The organism is Synechococcus sp. H55.9, from assembly GCF_047462355.1.
Lineage (GTDB): Bacteria > Cyanobacteriota > Cyanobacteriia > Thermostichales > Thermostichaceae > Thermostichus.
The window spans coordinates 1-15,444 of record NZ_JANSJB010000022.1; the positions used below are offsets into that span (position 1 = coordinate 1).

Annotated in this window: 17 protein-coding genes and 1 pseudogene; 8 read left to right on the forward strand and 10 right to left on the reverse strand. The window is 60.8% G+C overall.

What is annotated here, in order from left to right; translation table 11 throughout:
* Positions 1–163: 163 nt before the first annotated feature.
* From NW857_RS04735 to ndhN, 3 genes are all read right to left on the reverse strand, one after another.
* Positions 164–2,056, reverse strand: coding sequence for a R3H domain-containing nucleic acid-binding protein (locus NW857_RS04735; protein ID WP_414368119.1), 1,893 nt, complete (start codon positions 2,054–2,056; stop codon positions 164–166).
* Positions 2,057–2,071: 15 nt separating this feature from the next.
* A complete protein-coding gene (locus NW857_RS04740) occupies positions 2,072–3,100 on the reverse strand; it encodes an LdpA C-terminal domain-containing domain (protein WP_414333648.1) in 1,029 nt (342 codons plus the stop codon).
* A gap of 92 nt (positions 3,101–3,192) precedes the next feature.
* Entirely contained in the window at positions 3,193–3,636 is a 444-nt protein-coding gene (gene ndhN / locus NW857_RS04745) for an NAD(P)H-quinone oxidoreductase subunit N (protein WP_414333646.1), read from the reverse strand.
* A gap of 428 nt (positions 3,637–4,064) precedes the next feature.
* Here ndhN and msrB point away from each other — a divergent pair, with 428 nt between their 5' ends.
* Together msrB and NW857_RS04755 are read left to right on the forward strand one after the other, a co-directional pair.
* Positions 4,065–4,475, forward strand: a complete 411-nt coding sequence (gene msrB, locus NW857_RS04750) for a peptide-methionine (R)-S-oxide reductase MsrB (protein ID WP_414333661.1) — start codon at positions 4,065–4,067, stop codon at positions 4,473–4,475.
* Positions 4,476–4,524: 49 nt separating this feature from the next.
* Entirely contained in the window at positions 4,525–5,316 is a 792-nt protein-coding gene (locus tag NW857_RS04755) for an FTR1 family iron permease (protein WP_414333644.1), read from the forward strand.
* A 219-nt stretch (positions 5,317–5,535) separates the two neighbouring features.
* Here NW857_RS04755 and NW857_RS04760 read toward each other — a convergent pair whose 3' ends face one another.
* From NW857_RS04760 to NW857_RS04780, 5 genes are all read right to left on the reverse strand, one after another.
* Entirely contained in the window at positions 5,536–5,748 is a 213-nt protein-coding gene (locus NW857_RS04760; protein ID WP_414333643.1) for a CP12 domain-containing protein, read from the reverse strand.
* A 249-nt stretch (positions 5,749–5,997) separates the two neighbouring features.
* Positions 5,998–6,678, reverse strand: a complete 681-nt coding sequence (locus tag NW857_RS04765) for an energy-coupling factor ABC transporter ATP-binding protein (RefSeq protein WP_414333641.1) — start codon at positions 6,676–6,678, stop codon at positions 5,998–6,000.
* A 35-nt stretch (positions 6,679–6,713) separates the two neighbouring features.
* Entirely contained in the window at positions 6,714–6,983 is a 270-nt protein-coding gene (locus NW857_RS04770) for a hypothetical protein (protein WP_414333639.1), read from the reverse strand.
* A 115-nt stretch (positions 6,984–7,098) separates the two neighbouring features.
* Entirely contained in the window at positions 7,099–7,557 is a 459-nt protein-coding gene (locus NW857_RS04775) for an MAPEG family protein (protein WP_414337694.1), read from the reverse strand.
* A 119-nt stretch (positions 7,558–7,676) separates the two neighbouring features.
* A complete protein-coding gene (locus NW857_RS04780) occupies positions 7,677–8,105 on the reverse strand; it encodes an SHOCT domain-containing protein (protein ID WP_414336251.1) in 429 nt (142 codons plus the stop codon).
* 133 nt (positions 8,106–8,238) lie between these two features.
* Here NW857_RS04780 and glmU point away from each other — a divergent pair.
* The 6 genes and pseudogenes from glmU to NW857_RS04810 form a co-directional block, all read left to right on the forward strand.
* A pseudogene (gene glmU / locus NW857_RS04785) lies at positions 8,239–9,588 on the forward strand (bifunctional UDP-N-acetylglucosamine diphosphorylase/glucosamine-1-phosphate N-acetyltransferase GlmU); the annotation flags it as partial.
* Positions 9,571–10,104 carry a PPC domain-containing DNA-binding protein gene (locus NW857_RS04790; RefSeq protein ID WP_414333659.1) on the forward strand — a complete coding sequence of 178 codons (534 nt, stop codon included), beginning with the start codon at positions 9,571–9,573 and terminating at the stop codon, positions 10,102–10,104. The pseudogene glmU and the gene NW857_RS04790, both read left to right, overlap by 18 nt.
* Before the next feature lie 125 nt (positions 10,105–10,229).
* Entirely contained in the window at positions 10,230–10,697 is a 468-nt protein-coding gene (locus NW857_RS04795) for a pentapeptide repeat-containing protein (RefSeq protein ID WP_414333636.1), read from the forward strand.
* 22 nt (positions 10,698–10,719) lie between these two features.
* Positions 10,720–10,995, forward strand: a complete 276-nt coding sequence (locus tag NW857_RS04800; RefSeq protein ID WP_414333634.1) for a lipopolysaccharide assembly protein LapA domain-containing protein — start codon at positions 10,720–10,722, stop codon at positions 10,993–10,995.
* Between the two features lie 164 nt (positions 10,996–11,159).
* Complete coding sequence (locus NW857_RS04805; protein WP_414333632.1) at positions 11,160–12,419, forward strand: 4-hydroxy-3-methylbut-2-enyl diphosphate reductase; 1,260 nt, start codon at positions 11,160–11,162, stop codon at positions 12,417–12,419.
* A gap of 49 nt (positions 12,420–12,468) precedes the next feature.
* Positions 12,469–13,431: an AEC family transporter gene (locus tag NW857_RS04810; protein WP_414333630.1), complete on the forward strand. Its 963-nt coding sequence runs from the start codon at positions 12,469–12,471 to the stop codon at positions 13,429–13,431.
* Here the strand turns inward: NW857_RS04810 and NW857_RS04815 are convergent.
* Both NW857_RS04815 and NW857_RS04820 read right to left on the reverse strand, forming a co-directional pair.
* Positions 13,428–13,622, reverse strand: coding sequence for a hypothetical protein (locus NW857_RS04815; protein ID WP_414333628.1), 195 nt, complete (start codon positions 13,620–13,622; stop codon positions 13,428–13,430). The genes NW857_RS04810 and NW857_RS04815 overlap by 4 nt on opposite strands.
* 241 nt (positions 13,623–13,863) lie before the next feature.
* Entirely contained in the window at positions 13,864–15,390 is a 1,527-nt protein-coding gene (locus tag NW857_RS04820) for a hypothetical protein (RefSeq protein WP_414333626.1), read from the reverse strand.
* Between the last annotated feature and the right edge of the window lie 54 nt (positions 15,391–15,444).

A 15,444-nucleotide genomic window follows, 5' to 3' on the forward strand; every position in this document is an offset into this window, starting at 1 on the left:
CGGCTCTGCGGACCACATCGTTCTGATGAGACAACCCAGCAGGCCCCTCAATATGCTTAGAGGCAACACTCCAACTCCCCCTCTCCCTGAGGGAGAGGGGCCGGGGGTGTTCGCGCTAGCGGCGCGGAGCGCTTGGGCTAGCCGGCTAAGTTGTCGAGTTGCTCTAGTTGGGATAAATGCGCAAGCGGCGGTTGGGCTCTTCCCCAAAGCTTTGGGCCCGCAGGTGATAATGTTCCACCAACTGGTGTTGGAGCTTGCGGATCAGAGGCGAACGGGGCAAAAGTTCCACCGGCTGAGACTTGGGAATGACGATCTGCTCCACTGCCAGGCGGGCCTCTTCCAGAGCTTCCGTTTCGTCGCCCGAGCTGGCGCGAATGAACAGCTCCAGGTCGGAATCAGATCCGTCTTCGCTTTCGATGTTGAGGATGTGGCGCAGGGCGCGGGCCAGGGCGATCAAAGTATTGGCCTTAACAGTATGAATCGGGATCTGGCGGGAGTGGGCCAGTTGCTGGATCTTGGAGCGGCTGCGCACCTGGGATCGCAAAGCCAAGACAATATCTGCCCCATCCAGGTCTTTGGTGACCTCCGCCGGCAGTTTCAAAGTCTGGATCACCTGCTCCAGATGGAAGCGGCTCACTCCGTAGGGGTAGATCATCAGCGGCTCATCCGGATCCCACTGCCGCTCTGCTGGAGCCAGAGCGGATCCCTCCCAGTCCAAATCTTCTTCCTCTTCGGCTGCTCCGGATTCAGCCACGACCTGAACCGCAGGATGGGATCCCGCCGGCGTCGGCGGGACAGCGTCCTCCCGCTTGTCCAAGAGCAGGCTTGGCTCTCCTCGCTGTCGCGAACAACCTTCGAGCGGTTCTGATCGCGTTAGCGAGACAGAGTCCTTGGGCAGAGCTTCCATCCGTCCAGAGCGCCGCCATCCACCTCGCTCCCGTGCTGCACCTGCAGGGGGCCATTGGGGGCCGGCTAGAGCCGGGCGCTCGATCACCACCTGGCCGTGTTCGTCCAGGCTGCGCGTTTGGGTCAGGGGCTCGCGGTTGCGCAGGAGGCGATCCACGGTGGCGGCCACATCTTCATGGATGACCCAGCGGGATCGCTCTAGCATTTCGACGGCAATCTCAAACGTGGGTGGGGCTTTGCGCTCCAAGACACTCTTTTGAGAGCCCCGTCGCCGTGCCTCCTCATCTCCCAAGGTGACGGATTGGATCCCGCCTACCAAGTCCGAGAGGGTGGGATTTTTGATCAGGTTGTCGATGCGGTTGCCGTGGGCGGTGGCCACCAGTTGTACCCCCCGTTCGGCGATGGTGCGAGAGGCCAAGGCTTCCAATTCGGTGCCGATCTCGTCGATGACCACCACCTCGGGCATGTGGTTTTCCACAGCCTCGATCATCACCTTGTGCTGCAGCTCTGGGCTGGCCACCTGCATCCGTCTGGCTCGGCCAATACCCGGGTGGGGCACGTCGCCATCGCCGGCGATCTCATTGGAGGTGTCGATAATAACCACTCGTTTGCCCAGCTCATCCGCCAGCACGCGGGCAATTTCCCGCAAAGCCGTGGTTTTACCCACCCCCGGTCGGCCCAGCAACAGCATGGAGCGACCCTGCTCCACCAAGTCGCGGATCATGCTGATGACGCCGATAACGCAGCGACCCACCCGACAGGTGAGACCGATGATCGTGCCTTGGCGGTTGCGAATGGCACTGATGCGATGCAGGGTAGAGGCGATGCCCGCCCGGTTGTCACCGCTGAACTCTCCAACCCGACTGATCACTTGATCCAAGTCGGCTCGGGTGATCACCTCTTCTGAGAGGTAATCGGCAAAGCCAAGGAAGCGGGCTTCGGGGCGGCGACCCAAATCCATCACCACTTCTACCAATCGATCCAGGTGGGGATGCTGCTCTAGGCGCTCGCGAATCGGAGCCGGCAGGATATCCAGAAGTTTGCTCAAGTCGTCGCTGTATTGAACCTGGCCGGGAAAGCCAGTGTGTTCGCGTAAGCGGTGCGGATCCGCCAACGGATTTGGGGTTGAGGGCTGTGCGGGAAAACTCATGGCTGAGCAAGGTCACTAAACGCAGGAAAAACAGGTTTGTTTGCAAGCAATGGATCGCCGCTTCACTTGCTGCACCAACTGCTTGGCCAACGGGATCCCCGCCGCCAATCCAGGATTGCATCCTGGCTCCGCTGGGCTCGGCCCTTCCAGATGGGCCGCTACCAACTGTCGTGCGTAGCTGCCAAAGGCCACCCCCGCCACCGGCCAATCGGGATCCAACAGCGACACCGTTTGGGCATTGGTTCCGCCCGCCAGTTGCACATAGCCGGGCAAACCCATGGCCAGCACCTTTTGGGCCAACTTCAGGGTGGCTTTGCCGGTGCCAGCGCCAATATCGCCACTCATGGGCCGGCCATCCACCTGCCAGATCAACACCTCCGGCAAGGGATCCATCAGGGCCAGCAGATCCCTCAAGTAGGCCTCCAGGCCCGGGCCATCGTTAAAGCTAATCGAGATTGCCTGGAGGTGAGGTAGCCAGGGCTTCAGGGATCCCCACAGTTGCTCGAATGACCTCTGACGACCGATGCAGGTGTGGATCTCCACTGCCTGAATGCCCAACTCGAGCAAAGGCGGCAACACCTCTGCCAAAGCAACTTGATAGCCGCAGGTGGCAATGCGCCGGTGGGGGCAAACCGGCTCACAGCGCCCACAGCCATAGCACAGCTCTGCCTGAATGTGGACTTGGGCAGGAAGGGCTGCCGGTGTCAAAGCATGGGGAGGACAGACGGCCAGACACGGCTGGGGGCAGTCGGCAGGACAGACCGGAGCCGTCAGCACCGCCTTACGGAAGTGCACATCTTCCCCGTCATTGACACTGACCATCACCCAAGGGGAGCGCGCCCGGGGATCTTCGGCTTGGGCCCATTGGATCCCTTGTTGAGCAGCCCGCACAATGGCGGGATCGGCAGCGACGTCAATGCAATCTGCCCCAGCCAGCGTGTAGAGAAAAGCCAGCTCGCGAACCGAGGGCAAGTGGTGAAAACTTGCGCCACAGATCAGCTTAAACCAAGTACCCTGTTGCAGCGAGGCGGTTGGCAAGGTCACAGGTGAGAGAAGCCGCTAGCAGGATGGTTCTGAGCTGCAGGCCATCTATCTGAGATGGTAGCAGAGAATTTTCCAGGATCCTGAGAAGATGCTCAGGCGCTTTGCAGAGGTTGCCAGCGAATGGAGCGCTCTCGGCCCAGCTCCACGACAAATTTGACCCCCTTGTCTTCCCGGCTCAGCTTCACCAGGTAAGAGAGTTCCTGTTGGCTGAGCACATGCCCCTCGTAAAACCAAAACACCAATCCTTTCGCCTTCGCGGGCAAGGTGGCTCGATACTGCTCGATCAACGCCGGGAAAAAATAGGTGCGCCGCTCCGATTTGCCCAGCGTGGCAGGCCGTACCCCATGACTGCACGTCAAATAGCTCGCCAGATCTCCGATTCCTTTGCTGGAGAGCGTGACCACCTCATACCCGGCTCCGCGCAGCCGCCGCAGGTAATGCCCTTCGGATCCCCCTTCTGGGGTCACAAAGATGGCCAGAGCCCCAGATTGCTCCAGTTGCTGCACAAACCGTGCGCCTGAGCCGACCAGCAGCATAGGAAGAACTCCATTACTCGTCTAGAGTTGGACAAGCAGCTTGCTCGAGCTTAATTGTAACGGGATTACGCCTCAGGCTGAGGATAAAAGCTGCCGATAGAACCCATAGATGGATACCTGCTCAGCTTTCGGGAAGAGGGGAAAAGGACTGGACACTCCCCCGGTTGGAAACCGGAGGCTTTACGCGGCTGTTCGTAAAGAAGAAGAGTTAAGATAAAGACAATCTGCTGGCAATCCTCCAACAACAGCCAGCGGACAAAAGCGGACGGATCCCCCTCAGCCAAGTAGAGAACGGGTTGGCGATGGCTCCTTCCGCTGTTTAGACGGTGAGGATGGATGAACCTCTCATGCGACGACGCAAGCTATTGACTTTGACCGTGGCTGGGTTCATCCCAGGATCCCTTAGCTTGGTAGGAGAGCAACGAGCAATGGCTCAACAGACCTATCCCGTCACCAAAACCGATGCCGAATGGCGGCAACTGCTCACCGAAGAGCAGTACTATGTGCTGCGCCAGGAGGGCACGGAGCCTCCTTTCCGCAATGCCTACTACGACAACAAGGCCGCAGGCATTTACGTCTGTGCCGGCTGTGGGCAGGAGCTGTTTTCCTCGGCAGCCAAGTACGACAGTGGCACCGGTTGGCCCAGCTTTTGGGAGCCGATTGCTCCCCATGTGATCGGTACCAAGACGGATTGGAAGTTGTTCGTGCCCCGCACAGAAGTGCACTGCTCTAACTGCGGTGGGCATCTGGGGCACGTGTTTCGGGATGGCCCCCCGCCCACGGGTTTGCGCTACTGCATGAACTCTGCTGCCCTCAAGTTCATTCCGGCCACCACCTAGAAACCCTCTTGGCTCCGGACAGAATTGAGCCGCCTGTCTGGGTGAACTGATGTCCGACTACACCTTCCTGGATGCCGCTTCGATTTTGCTGCGGGAGGGCCTGGAGGCTCTCCTGGTGTTGGTGGCGCTGCTGGCGCTTTTGGGCAAGAGCGGGCAGTCGGCTCAGCAGCGCTGGGTGTGGCTGGGAGGATCCGCAGGCTTGCTGGCAGCGGTGATGCTGGGTCTGCTGGTGAAGCTGTTTTTCCAGCAGTTGCTCACCCACACGCGGCAAGAGGTGCTGGAGGGGATCACTGGGCTGGTGGCGGCAGGCTTGTTGTTTTCGGTCAGCCTTTGGTTGCACCGCCGGGCTGCAGTGGCTTCTTGGCAAACCTTTGTGCAAGAACAAGCGCAGGCGGCACTGGCCACCGGCCAGGTTTTTTCTTTGGCTTCCCTGGCGTTTATGGCGGTGTTTCGCGAGGGGGCGGAAACGGTGTTGTTTTATGTGGGGTTGGCCCCCGCCCTGCCGGCAAAAGAATTTTGGCTGGGGATCGGACTGGGATCCCTGATGTTGGTGGGGGTGGCGATCCTGCTGCTGCAGGTGGGGCTGAGATTGCCGCTGCGAGCTTTTTTCCGGGGCCTCAGTCTGCTGGTTTTCTATTTGGGCTTTAAGTTTCTGGGTAGTGGCCTGCACGCTTTGCAGGTGGCGGACTGGCTGCCGGTCACCCCTCTCATCGGGATCCCAAAGTTGCGCTGGCTGGGCCTGTATCCCACTTGGCAGACGCTGCTCCCCCAACTGGTGCTGCTGGCGCTAGCCTTTGTCTTGTGGGTTCGGGCTCATTCGGCCCAAAAACTTTCTTCGTGAAAAGACGCTCCTGCAAAGGCGGTGGGGATCCCATCGACCTTCTGGAGAGTTCCGATCCTAGCTTCGATGGATGGCAGCCAAAAGTGGCCTTCTAGCCGCGAAGGGCAAAGCCTACCGGCAAGGATCCGGCAGGCTGGTGAATCTGGCTAGGGATTCCCAGCAGCAAACCCCGTCGATCGCTACGCAATCAACCGAGATCATCTGCAGGGCTCCCAGGAACTAGGTGTCGTAAACCCGGCACTCGACGGCATCTGGGTTTTCGGCGCAGTGCTGCTCCAGGCTGCTGGGAGTTTTGGGCTGGTGGCTGCGGGCTGCCAGCACCTCCTCAACGGCATCCCAAGCGGCACGGCAGTGGGGATCCCCTTCGCCGTACTCAGAGCAGACGTTGCGAGCATTTTCCAGTTCTTTGGCGATGACTTCAGACAGTCCCATGGTCTCAAGGCTCCTTTAGACTAGATGGGGCCGATGGCCCGCTGGATAGCCGATTGACGCAGGTCAGCAGGGATCGGATGTGGCTGAGGATCAACTGGTGGGAACCAGCCAATCCAAGTGGGGAATGAGTCCAGGATAATGACCCTGTGTCAATCGAATTGAACACGTGCATACATTACCTATTCTAGACAGGGGCGCCGGCGAGGTGCAGCCACCCTTTTGCGATCTCTTTGGGATCGCAGGGATCCCTTAGGCGTCAAACAGTTGCCCGATTTGTTGCCGCACCTGCTCTGGGGATCCCTGATAGCGCACCCGTCCTTCGGAGAGGAAAATTACTCCGTCCGCCCATTCCAGTTCCGCCAGCCGATGGGTGACCCAGAGGGCGGTGATGCCCTCTTGATCCACCAGTTGACGGATGCAGCGCAGCAACTCCGCCTGGCTGTCGGGATCCAACAGAGCGGTCGGCTCGTCCAAAAGCAGCACTTCGCTGCGTCGGGCCAAGGCCCCCGCCACCGCCACCCGTTGCTTCTGTCCGCCGCTGAGGCCGTGGATGGGCCGGCGGATCAGGTGCTTGAGTCCCACCTGTTCCAAGGCTGTTTCCACCCGCCGGTGAATTTCCGCCCAAGCCAGAGCCTCTGCCCCCAAGCCAAAGGCCACATCGGCCCCCACTGTGGGCATGAACAGTTGGTGATCCGGGTTTTGAAACACATAGCCCAGCCGACCACAAATTTCCAGGTGACCTGAAAGAGGCTGGGGATGGGTCAGGGATCCGGACAACAGTTGTAACAGGGTGGACTTGCCGCTGCCATTGGGCCCCAACAGCATCCACAACTGGCCCTTGGGAATGGCAAAACTGCACCCCTGCAAGACCGGCGGACGTTCCGGCCAGGCAAAGGTCAAGCTCTCCACCCGAATGGCCACCTCAGACATGGGGATCCCTGGCGGTAGAGAGAAAAGAGCTGTCCTCAGCCTTGCAACTGGGCCAAAAAACCGGGACGGGCTCCCATGGGGCTGGCGCCACCCGACTTAGAGGTCATTTGCACACCACACAGCTCGCCGGTGAGCAGGAACACCTTTTTGCCGGTGCGGTCGCAGGTCAGCTCCAAGCTCTGAGGGGAGCCGTTCTGCAAAGCATTGACTATGCTTTGGTAGGCCCGGTTGGCCGCTTCCTCCTCTTTTTGGTGGACAACGATGGGGGCAGGGTTCCCTTTCAGAAGCAATTCCAGAGTATACATGGCTGACCGTTGCGTAGTGGGCCGTGGATAGGGGACGCCATCCTTTTCCAGTATTGCAGGTTGAGCCAGGGTACCGGCAGGATCAAAAAATGACGGGGGAACTTCCCTCGCCAGCTTAGGCCAAGCTCCCGCCGAGAAAAGGCAGCAGGCTGATCAGCAACAGGCCCAAGGTGGCCAGGGATCCGGCCAAAAAGGAGAGGGATCGCCCGATGGGGATGTCAGCGATGTAGAAGAAGTTGTAGAGCAGCCGTGCCAGCAGAAACACCCCACACAGCACAGCTACCCCTTCGTCGCCGCTGAGGCCAAAAGACCAGGGATCCGGGTGAGGGCCGGTGATGTAGGCGATCAACGCCGCTGAGGCAAACATCCCAAAAGTCTCAAACCCGTTGGCATGGGCCCAGGTGGCCCGCTGGCCGTAGGGGGGTAGCCTATCGAACATAGCCCGAGGCGCATGCAGGTCGTAGCCGACGCGGGCCCGCGCATAGCCCACCACCCCCATGGGCAAGTAGACCAAGAGCATGGCTGCCGCGATGGAGAAGAGGGGAACGGCTGCGAGAGGAAGACTTGGCAACATACAGACAGGCAGAAGAGTGGAAAAAGCCCGACTTGGGTAGGGGCTACTGCTGAGAAAAATAACACCCAGACGATTATCCTATCGGACTTGCGGCCTGAGCAGAAGCTGGAATGCTCGACCTAGGAGATCCTGCGGATTTGTCGGCGGCGCTCCTCATACTCAGCGCGGGTGATCAAGCCTTGCTGCAACTGACTTTGCAACTGCTGCTCGGGATCCCGGACTTCCCGATCTTGCGCACTGGTCCAGTCCAGCTCGATGAGATCCCGGTTGAAGCGAAAATCGAAGTCCTCATTGGTCATGGTGAGCAACCATAGCCCTTCCAGCAGGCAGAGCGCTCGTAGCCCATAGCTGAGGATCTGCAGGGGAATAGAGGGAACCAACACCATCAGCCCCACCAGCAAGTACACCCAGCCCCAGCGCTTGTGGCCCATGTAAAAACGCTGCAGCCCTGGGATCAGCACCCCCAGCACTGCCAGCCAGCCGGCTGCCTCGCGAACCAAGCGCTGACGTTTTTGAAGAGGGGTATCGGAGCCCTCGCTCTCGGCCATACCCTGCCCCACCTACACGTGCCACCAGGCTAGCGCAGTTTCCCAGGGCTTGGCAGAGGGGGAGGGAACACCAGCTCCAGGTTGGGCAAGCAACTGCCGCGTATACTTGATGGGGGCAGATCGGAGGGCAAAGATGGCAGAGCGGGAGCTGGCGGTGGCGATCCTGGCAGCGGGCAAGGGCACCCGCATGCGGTCGCAATTGCCCAAGGTGCTGCACAAGCTGGGATCCCTGTCTTTGATCGAGCGGCTGCTGCGCACGGTGCTGACCTTAAAGCCCCAGCGCTGTTTGGTGATCGTGGGTTACGGGCAGGAGCAGGTGCGACAGACCCTGCGGGAGTACCCGGTCGAATTTGTGGAGCAGGCCCAGCAACTGGGCACCGGACACGCGGTGCAGCAGCTTCTACCCGTCCTGGACGATTTTCAGGGGGATCTGCTGGTGGTCAACGGGGATGTGCCTCTGTTGCGGGTGGAAACCCTGCAGGCGCTGGTGGAACGCCACCGCCAAGTCCAGCCGGATGTGACCTTGCTCTCGGCTCAGGTGGTGGATCCCTATGGCTATGGGCGGGTGTTTTGCGATGCTCAACAGCGGATCCTGGAGTTGGTGGAAGAGCGGGACTGCACCCCGGCCCAACGGCAAAATCGCCGCATCAACAGCGGCGTCTACTGTTTCCATTGGCCGGCCCTGGCCCGGGTGCTGCCGAGTTTGGAGCGGAACAACGCCCAGCAGGAGTACTACTTAACCGATGCCGTCAAGCGGGTGAGCAAAGCCATCGCCCTGGATGTTGCCGACCCGCAAGAAATTGTGGGCATCAACGACCGCCGCCAACTGGCCCAGGCCCACCAGATTTTGCAGGATCGCCTCAAGGAAGCTTGGATGGAAGCCGGGGTCACCTTTGTGGATCCCGAGAGCAGCAGCCTGGAAGAGACGGTGGAATTGGCCCCCGATGTGGTGATCGAAGCCCAAACCCACCTGCGCGGGAGGTGCCGCATCGGGCCGCGCACCCGCCTGGGGCCGGGCAGTTGGATCGAGTCCAGCACCATCGGCTCCGATTGCCACATTCTCTACTCGGTGGTCAGCCACAGCCAGATTGGGGATCGCGTCTGGGTAGGCCCCTACGCCCATGTGCGTCCCCACAGCCAGATTGGCGACGGCTGCCGCATCGGCAACTTTGTGGAAGTTAAAAACACCCAGATTGGCTCCCACACCAACGCCGCCCACCTGGCCTACCTGGGTGACGCCAAGCTGGGATCCCAGGTCAACATCGGCGCCGGCACGATCATCGCCAACTACGACGGCCAGCAGAAGCACTTCACAGAAATCGGCGATCGCAGCAAGACCGGCGCCAACTCGGTGCTGGTGGCCCCCCTCAAGGTGGGATCCGATGTCACCATTGCCGCCGGCTCCACCATTCCTGCCCGCTACCCTGTGCCTGACGACTGCCTGGTGATTGCCCGTGCCTACCCGGTGGTCAAGCCCGGCTGGCGACCGGGGAGCGCTGCTGCTGAGCGCCAACAGCCTCTACCCACGGGATCCCTCAAGATCTACCCCCTACGCCTGCTGCCCGGCCAAGACCTCAAGCAGGAGCTGGAGCGCTTTGCCCGCCAACAACCTTTGCAGGCAGCCTTTGTCCTCAGCGCCGTCGGCAGCCTCAGCCAAGCCACCCTGCGCCTGGCTGACCAAACAGAGGATCACCTCTTGTCGGAATGCCTGGAGATCCTGTCCCTGAGCGGATCCCTGTGCCCGGACGGCGTCCATCTCCATCTGGCTGTTGCCGATGCCCAAGGCCGAACTTGGGGAGGGCACCTGCGCCCCGGCTGCCTCATCTACACCACCGCCGAGATTGTCCTTGCCGACAGCCTGGAGTACCGCTTCTCCCGTCAGCCGGATCCGGCCACCGGCTACTTGGAGCTGCACATCCAAAAGGTGGCAGAAGCAACCCCGCCCTCTCCCCAGAGGGCAGATGAGACAACGGCGGGGATCCCTTCTTGCCCGCCGTGAGCCGCGAGCGGCTGTAGATAGACGGTATAATGGCCAACATCTAGCATTGAGTCATCAGCACCTCGTTTGGCAATCAAGGGTTGCTGAATAAACTCGGCGATTGGGGGTACCCGGCCATGCCCCGAATGACCACTGCAGATGAGCTGCTGGCAAACTATGCCGCCGGCGAGCGCAACTTTCAAGAATCCAACCTGGTGGGCGTGGATCTGGTACGCGCCACCCTGCAGGGGGTGAATCTGAGAGGGGCCAACCTTTCCTTTGGCAAGCTGAGCGGGGTTAACTTGCAGGAGGCGGATCTGCGTGGAGCCGATCTCAGCTCCGCCAACCTGATGGGGGCCAACCTGCGCGGTGCCAACCTTTGGGAAGCCAACCTCATTGGCGCCGATCTCAGCTTTGCCGATTTGCGGGAAGCCAACTTGCACGGGGCCTACCTGTGGGAAGCCAAGTTAACCCGTGCGCAACTGCAGGGATCCGACCTGAGCGGGGCAAAAATAGGCGGAGCGGTGCTGACCGGTGCCGACCTAAGCGGCGCCATCCTGCCCGATGGCACAGTGCGGCCCTGGCCTGCTCCGTCGGCCAGCAAGGCAGAATAGAACTGTTGCGACGGGATCCCTCATGTTGCTGCTGTTCCACTTGGTCTTGACGGTGCTGCTGGCTTTGGGAGTGGCAGTCCTGGCCGGACAAAACCCCACTCCCCTGACCGTCCATTTTTTAATGTGGCGCTCGGTGGAGCTGCCGCTGGGATTGCTCATCGCCGCGGCCATCGGCCTGGGGCTGTTGACGGCGGGGCTGGGCTCTCTTCTTTGGCCGGGGCGCAGTTTTTCTCTGACTGCCCGCCAGCTCCAGGAACGGCTGCAGCAACTGGAAAGGCAGGATCAGCCGCCTGCCTAGAGCGCCATCTTTCGGGAGTTGCCCTGGCCTTTGGGGTTTGAGTCCGGGATCCTGTCCGATTTGGGTAGGTTATCCGGCTGCCGGGTTGGCGCACGCCTTTAAGATAGGGCGTAAGCTGAGAAAGGATCCTTATGGCACCAGCGGCGCAAGCACGAGTAACCACCATGCCTCATTCTCAAGCTTCTTCTCCGAACACCTTCCCCGAAGATCCCCGCGCCCTGCGCAAGGCTCTGCGCAGCTCCAGCACCTACTTTGCCAAGGGGTTTGAGGAGCACAAAGACCAGGCCCAACGGGAGCTGCAAACCACCTACAAAAGCCCTCTGGTGGAGCAGATCCGCGCCCAATCTTACCGCTATCAACAGGGGGATATCACCATCCATCTGGCCAAGGCGTTTGGCTTCTGCTGGGGGGTGGAACGGGCGGTGGAATATGCCTACGAGGCGCGGCGCCGCTTTCCGGATCGCCAGATCTGGATCACCAACGAGATCATCCACAACCCTCTGGTCAACCGCCACCTGCAGGAGATGGGGATCCGCTTTGTGGAAAAAGGCCCCGACGGCAACAAGGACTTTTCCCAGATCCGGCCCGAGGACGTGGTGATCTGGCCTGCCTTTGGGGCCAGCGTATCGGAGATGGCGTTTTTCCGGTCGCAGGGCAATGAGATCGTCGATACCACCTGCCCCTGGGTGTCCCGCGTCTGGAACCAGGTGGACAAGCACCGCGCCGCCCAATTCACCTCTGTCATCCACGGCAAGTACAACCACGAAGAAACCGTGGCCACCAGCTCCTTTGCCCAAAAATATCTGGTGGTGCTGAACCTGGAAGAAGCGCAATGGGTCGCCCGCTACATTTTGCAAGGCGGAGATGCGGCAGAATTTCGGCGGCGCTTCGGCAAGGCCACCTCTCCCGGCTTCGATCCGGATCGGGATCTGGAGCGGATTGGCATCGCCAACCAAACCACGATGCTGGAAGGGGAAACCCGCGCCATTGCCAAGCTGTTTGAGACCACCATGCTGCGCAAATATGGCCCCCAGGAGCTGGACAACCACTTCATGAGCTTCAACACCATCTGCAACGCCACCCAAGAACGGCAGGACGCCATGTTCGAGCTGCTGGAGCGGCCCTTGGACGTGGTGGTGGTGATCGGCGGGTTCAATTCCTCCAATACCACCCACCTGCAGGAAATTGCCCTGGCCAAGGGGCTGCCCTCTTTCCATATCGATGGCCCCGACTGCATCCAACCCCCCAACCGCATCCGCCACAAGCCCCTCCACCAAGACCCAATTGTTACCGAGGGTTGGTTACCCGATGGGCCGGTGCAGATCGGCATCACGTCTGGCGCCTCTACCCCAGACCGGGTTGTGGAAGCGGTGATTCTGCGCATCTTTGCCCTACGTGAAGAACCCCAGCGGATCCCTAGCTAACTGGGTGATGACGGGATCCCTTTCCTCTTCCCCCTAGAGCCACTTTGGCGTGCTCACCACCCTTTTTCAGGTTTATCTCCCCCTGCTGGGCTGGACGCTGCTGGGGTTTGTCCTCCAGAAAAGGCTGCCCACCGGCTGGAAGCGTTGGCTGGATCCCCACGTTCTGGGCCGGTTCATGTTCTGGGTGGGGGTGCCCCTGGGCACAATTGGATTTATCCAGAAGGCGGATCTCTCCGGCCAGATCTGGGTGGCCCCTTTGGTCTGCTGGCTGGCAACCGGGCTGGGGTTTGCCCTGGCCAACGCCTGGCTAAGATGGCAACACCATGCCTGGCAGGGAAAGAACGAGCGGGATCCCTGGCTTTGGAGCAGAGCACGGCGAGGAAGTTTTTATCTGGCGGCCACCTTGGGGAATAGCGGCTATTTGGGTTACCCCATCTGTCTGGCGGTGGCCGGGAGCGCCTACTTCGGCTGGGCTTTGTTCTACGATTTGTTGGGTACGCTCTTTACGGCCTATGGGCTGGGGGTGTGGGTGGCCAGCCGCCACAGTCCCTCTCGCCCTCGTCCCCGGCAAACAGCGATCCGACTGCTGAGCAGCCCCACCCTTTGGGCCTTCTTTGTCGGCTTGGCCTTGGCTCGCCAACCCCTGCCGGGGTGGCTCTCTCAAGGCTTGGTTGCCTTTGCCTGGAGCACGATTCCCCTGAGTCTGATCATCTTGGGAATGCGGCTGGCTCAAGTGAAGCGCTGGGGATCCTTTTTCCCTGCCGCAGTGGCCCTCTCGATCAAAATCCTGCTCGTGCCTCTTTTGGTAGGGATCGGCCTCGCCTTTACCCCTTATCCATCCTTGGCCAAGCTGGTGCTGACCCTGCAGGCGGGCATGCCCCCCGCTATCGCCACCCTGGTGCTTACGGAAGAATACAATCTGGATCGGGAGCTCACCGTAGCCGCCTTGGCCGTGGGCTACTTGGCGGCTCTGTTCACCTTGCCCCTTTGGCTGTGGTTATGGGGATTCTAGTAGGCCAAGTGAGAGAGGGTCTGCTCCAGGTAGCGATGCACCAGACGATCCAGCTCCGCCTCCTGGCTGGGCAGCTCCCGCCCCTGCAGCCATCCTCGAAACCCTGAGCTTTCCACAATGGCCTGCCGCAACGGCTTCCAGACGGCTTGCTCGCGCAGGGCTGCATCGGGTCTGAGAGTAGAACTGGTCATGAGAGGAAAGAGAAGAGGGTGAACAGGAGTGATTCACCTTCAGAATAGCTTGGATCCCGGTTGGCTTTGGCTACCTAGGATACAAATCTCCCCTCTCCCTCTGGGAGAGGGGCCGGGGGTGAGGGTCATCCCTCTGGGAGAGGGGCCGGGGGTGTTCGCGCTAGCGGCGCGGAGCGCTTGGGTCATCCCTCTGGGAGAGGGGCTGGGGGTGAGGGCAAAGAGCCCACAAGCCCAGGGATCCCTAAACAAACAATTGGCTGCGCTGTTCGACCCGCAAAGTTGGCCCCAAGGCATTGAGCAGCGAGACGCCGTAGCTACGGGTAATGATGCGGCTATCCAAAATGGCCACCCATCGGGTCGGCGAGCTGGAGTCTTGGCCCGCATGCAGGTTTTGCCGCAGGGGCGCGACGGCCCGTTGCAACTGGGCAGCGGCCACCGGCAAAAGGTACTGACGGAACCAGTCCTGCTGAGTGCGTTGCAGATGGTGCACCCGTCCGGCCACCCTGGGATCTTCCACAGAGGGAAAAGGCAAGGTGACGATGGCCAGCAGCTCCGGGCAGGGCAGGCTGGCCTTGTGGTGCAGCCAGTGGAGCCAGTCGCAGACCAAGATCCCTCTTTCTCCCGGAGATAGGCTGTTCACCCGCACCCGCGAGCCGAATTCGGCGGCCAAAGCCGCACCCACCTGTGCCTGCAGGGGCCGATCCGATACCAACACCGCCACAAAGCCTTGCGTCTGAGGGATCAGCTTTTTCAGCTCTTGCAGCAGGTGATCTCGAAATAGAGGGTTGTTGGGCAAAGGCAGGCGCGGCAAGTAGAGGCAAAGCTCCGCCTCGCCGGAACGTGACCAACTTTCGCCTGAGGCAAATCGCAACGGCGTCAGATCCGGCAAGCCCAACCGTTGCCGATAGGTTGCTGCCTGACGATCCAGATCCAGCGCTTCCCCAATAATGACCACCGGCTGTGTGGCCCAAATGGGTGCCAGCCGATCGTGCAGAGCTGTCGGGCTGTGGTGAAGGGTGAGGCGACCGGTTTCTCGGTCGGTTTCCGCCCACCAGATCCAACTGGAAACAGGATCCCTGAGCCGCCGGCGGATCTGATCCCAAGGATCCGGCAACCAGCCGGGGTAGCCCACCAGCAAAGACAGCGCAGCATCCAGGTGAACCTGTTCATCCGCATGCAGCAGGCAGCGGCAAAGCGGTCGCCGCAAAAGCCGCAGAGCCAAATTGACCTGCGCCTGAGAAAGCTGCTCAGCTTCGGCGGGGAAGATCTGCCGGAGCTGCTGCCAGTGGCTGGCTTCCAGGGTCACCGTCAGCGCTTGGTAGGCCCAATCTTCCAAGTCTTCGGCTCCATCGAGGATCAGAGGGATCCCCGTTGGCACTTCCGAGGTATCTTTTCTCAGGCGAGCCTGCAGCCAATCCAGGGGATCCACCAACAGCAGCCCCCGAAAATCGGGCTCCGGCCAGCGGTCTTTTTGCAGGACGGGCTTGTGCAACTGCAGGGTCTGTTGTAGCCAGGGGATCTCTTCCCCCAAGATTTGCGCCTGCACGGGCGCCGGAGCGCAGAGCAACGTGGCATCCGGCCACATCAGAGCCGGCAGCAGATAACTGAGGCGGTGCTGGCCCCCAGCAGGCACCTGAATCAAGGTGCTGCGACCCAACCGCAGCCCCCGCGCCACCATGCGGGCCATCGTCAACTGATGGGGCCACACAGCTTCGGGAGACTGCCGCAAAAGCTGCCGCAACTGTTGGTGAACCTCAACTTCGATCACAATCAGTACACCGGGGGTCTGCCACAGACGATAGGGTGAACTAGCCTATTCTAG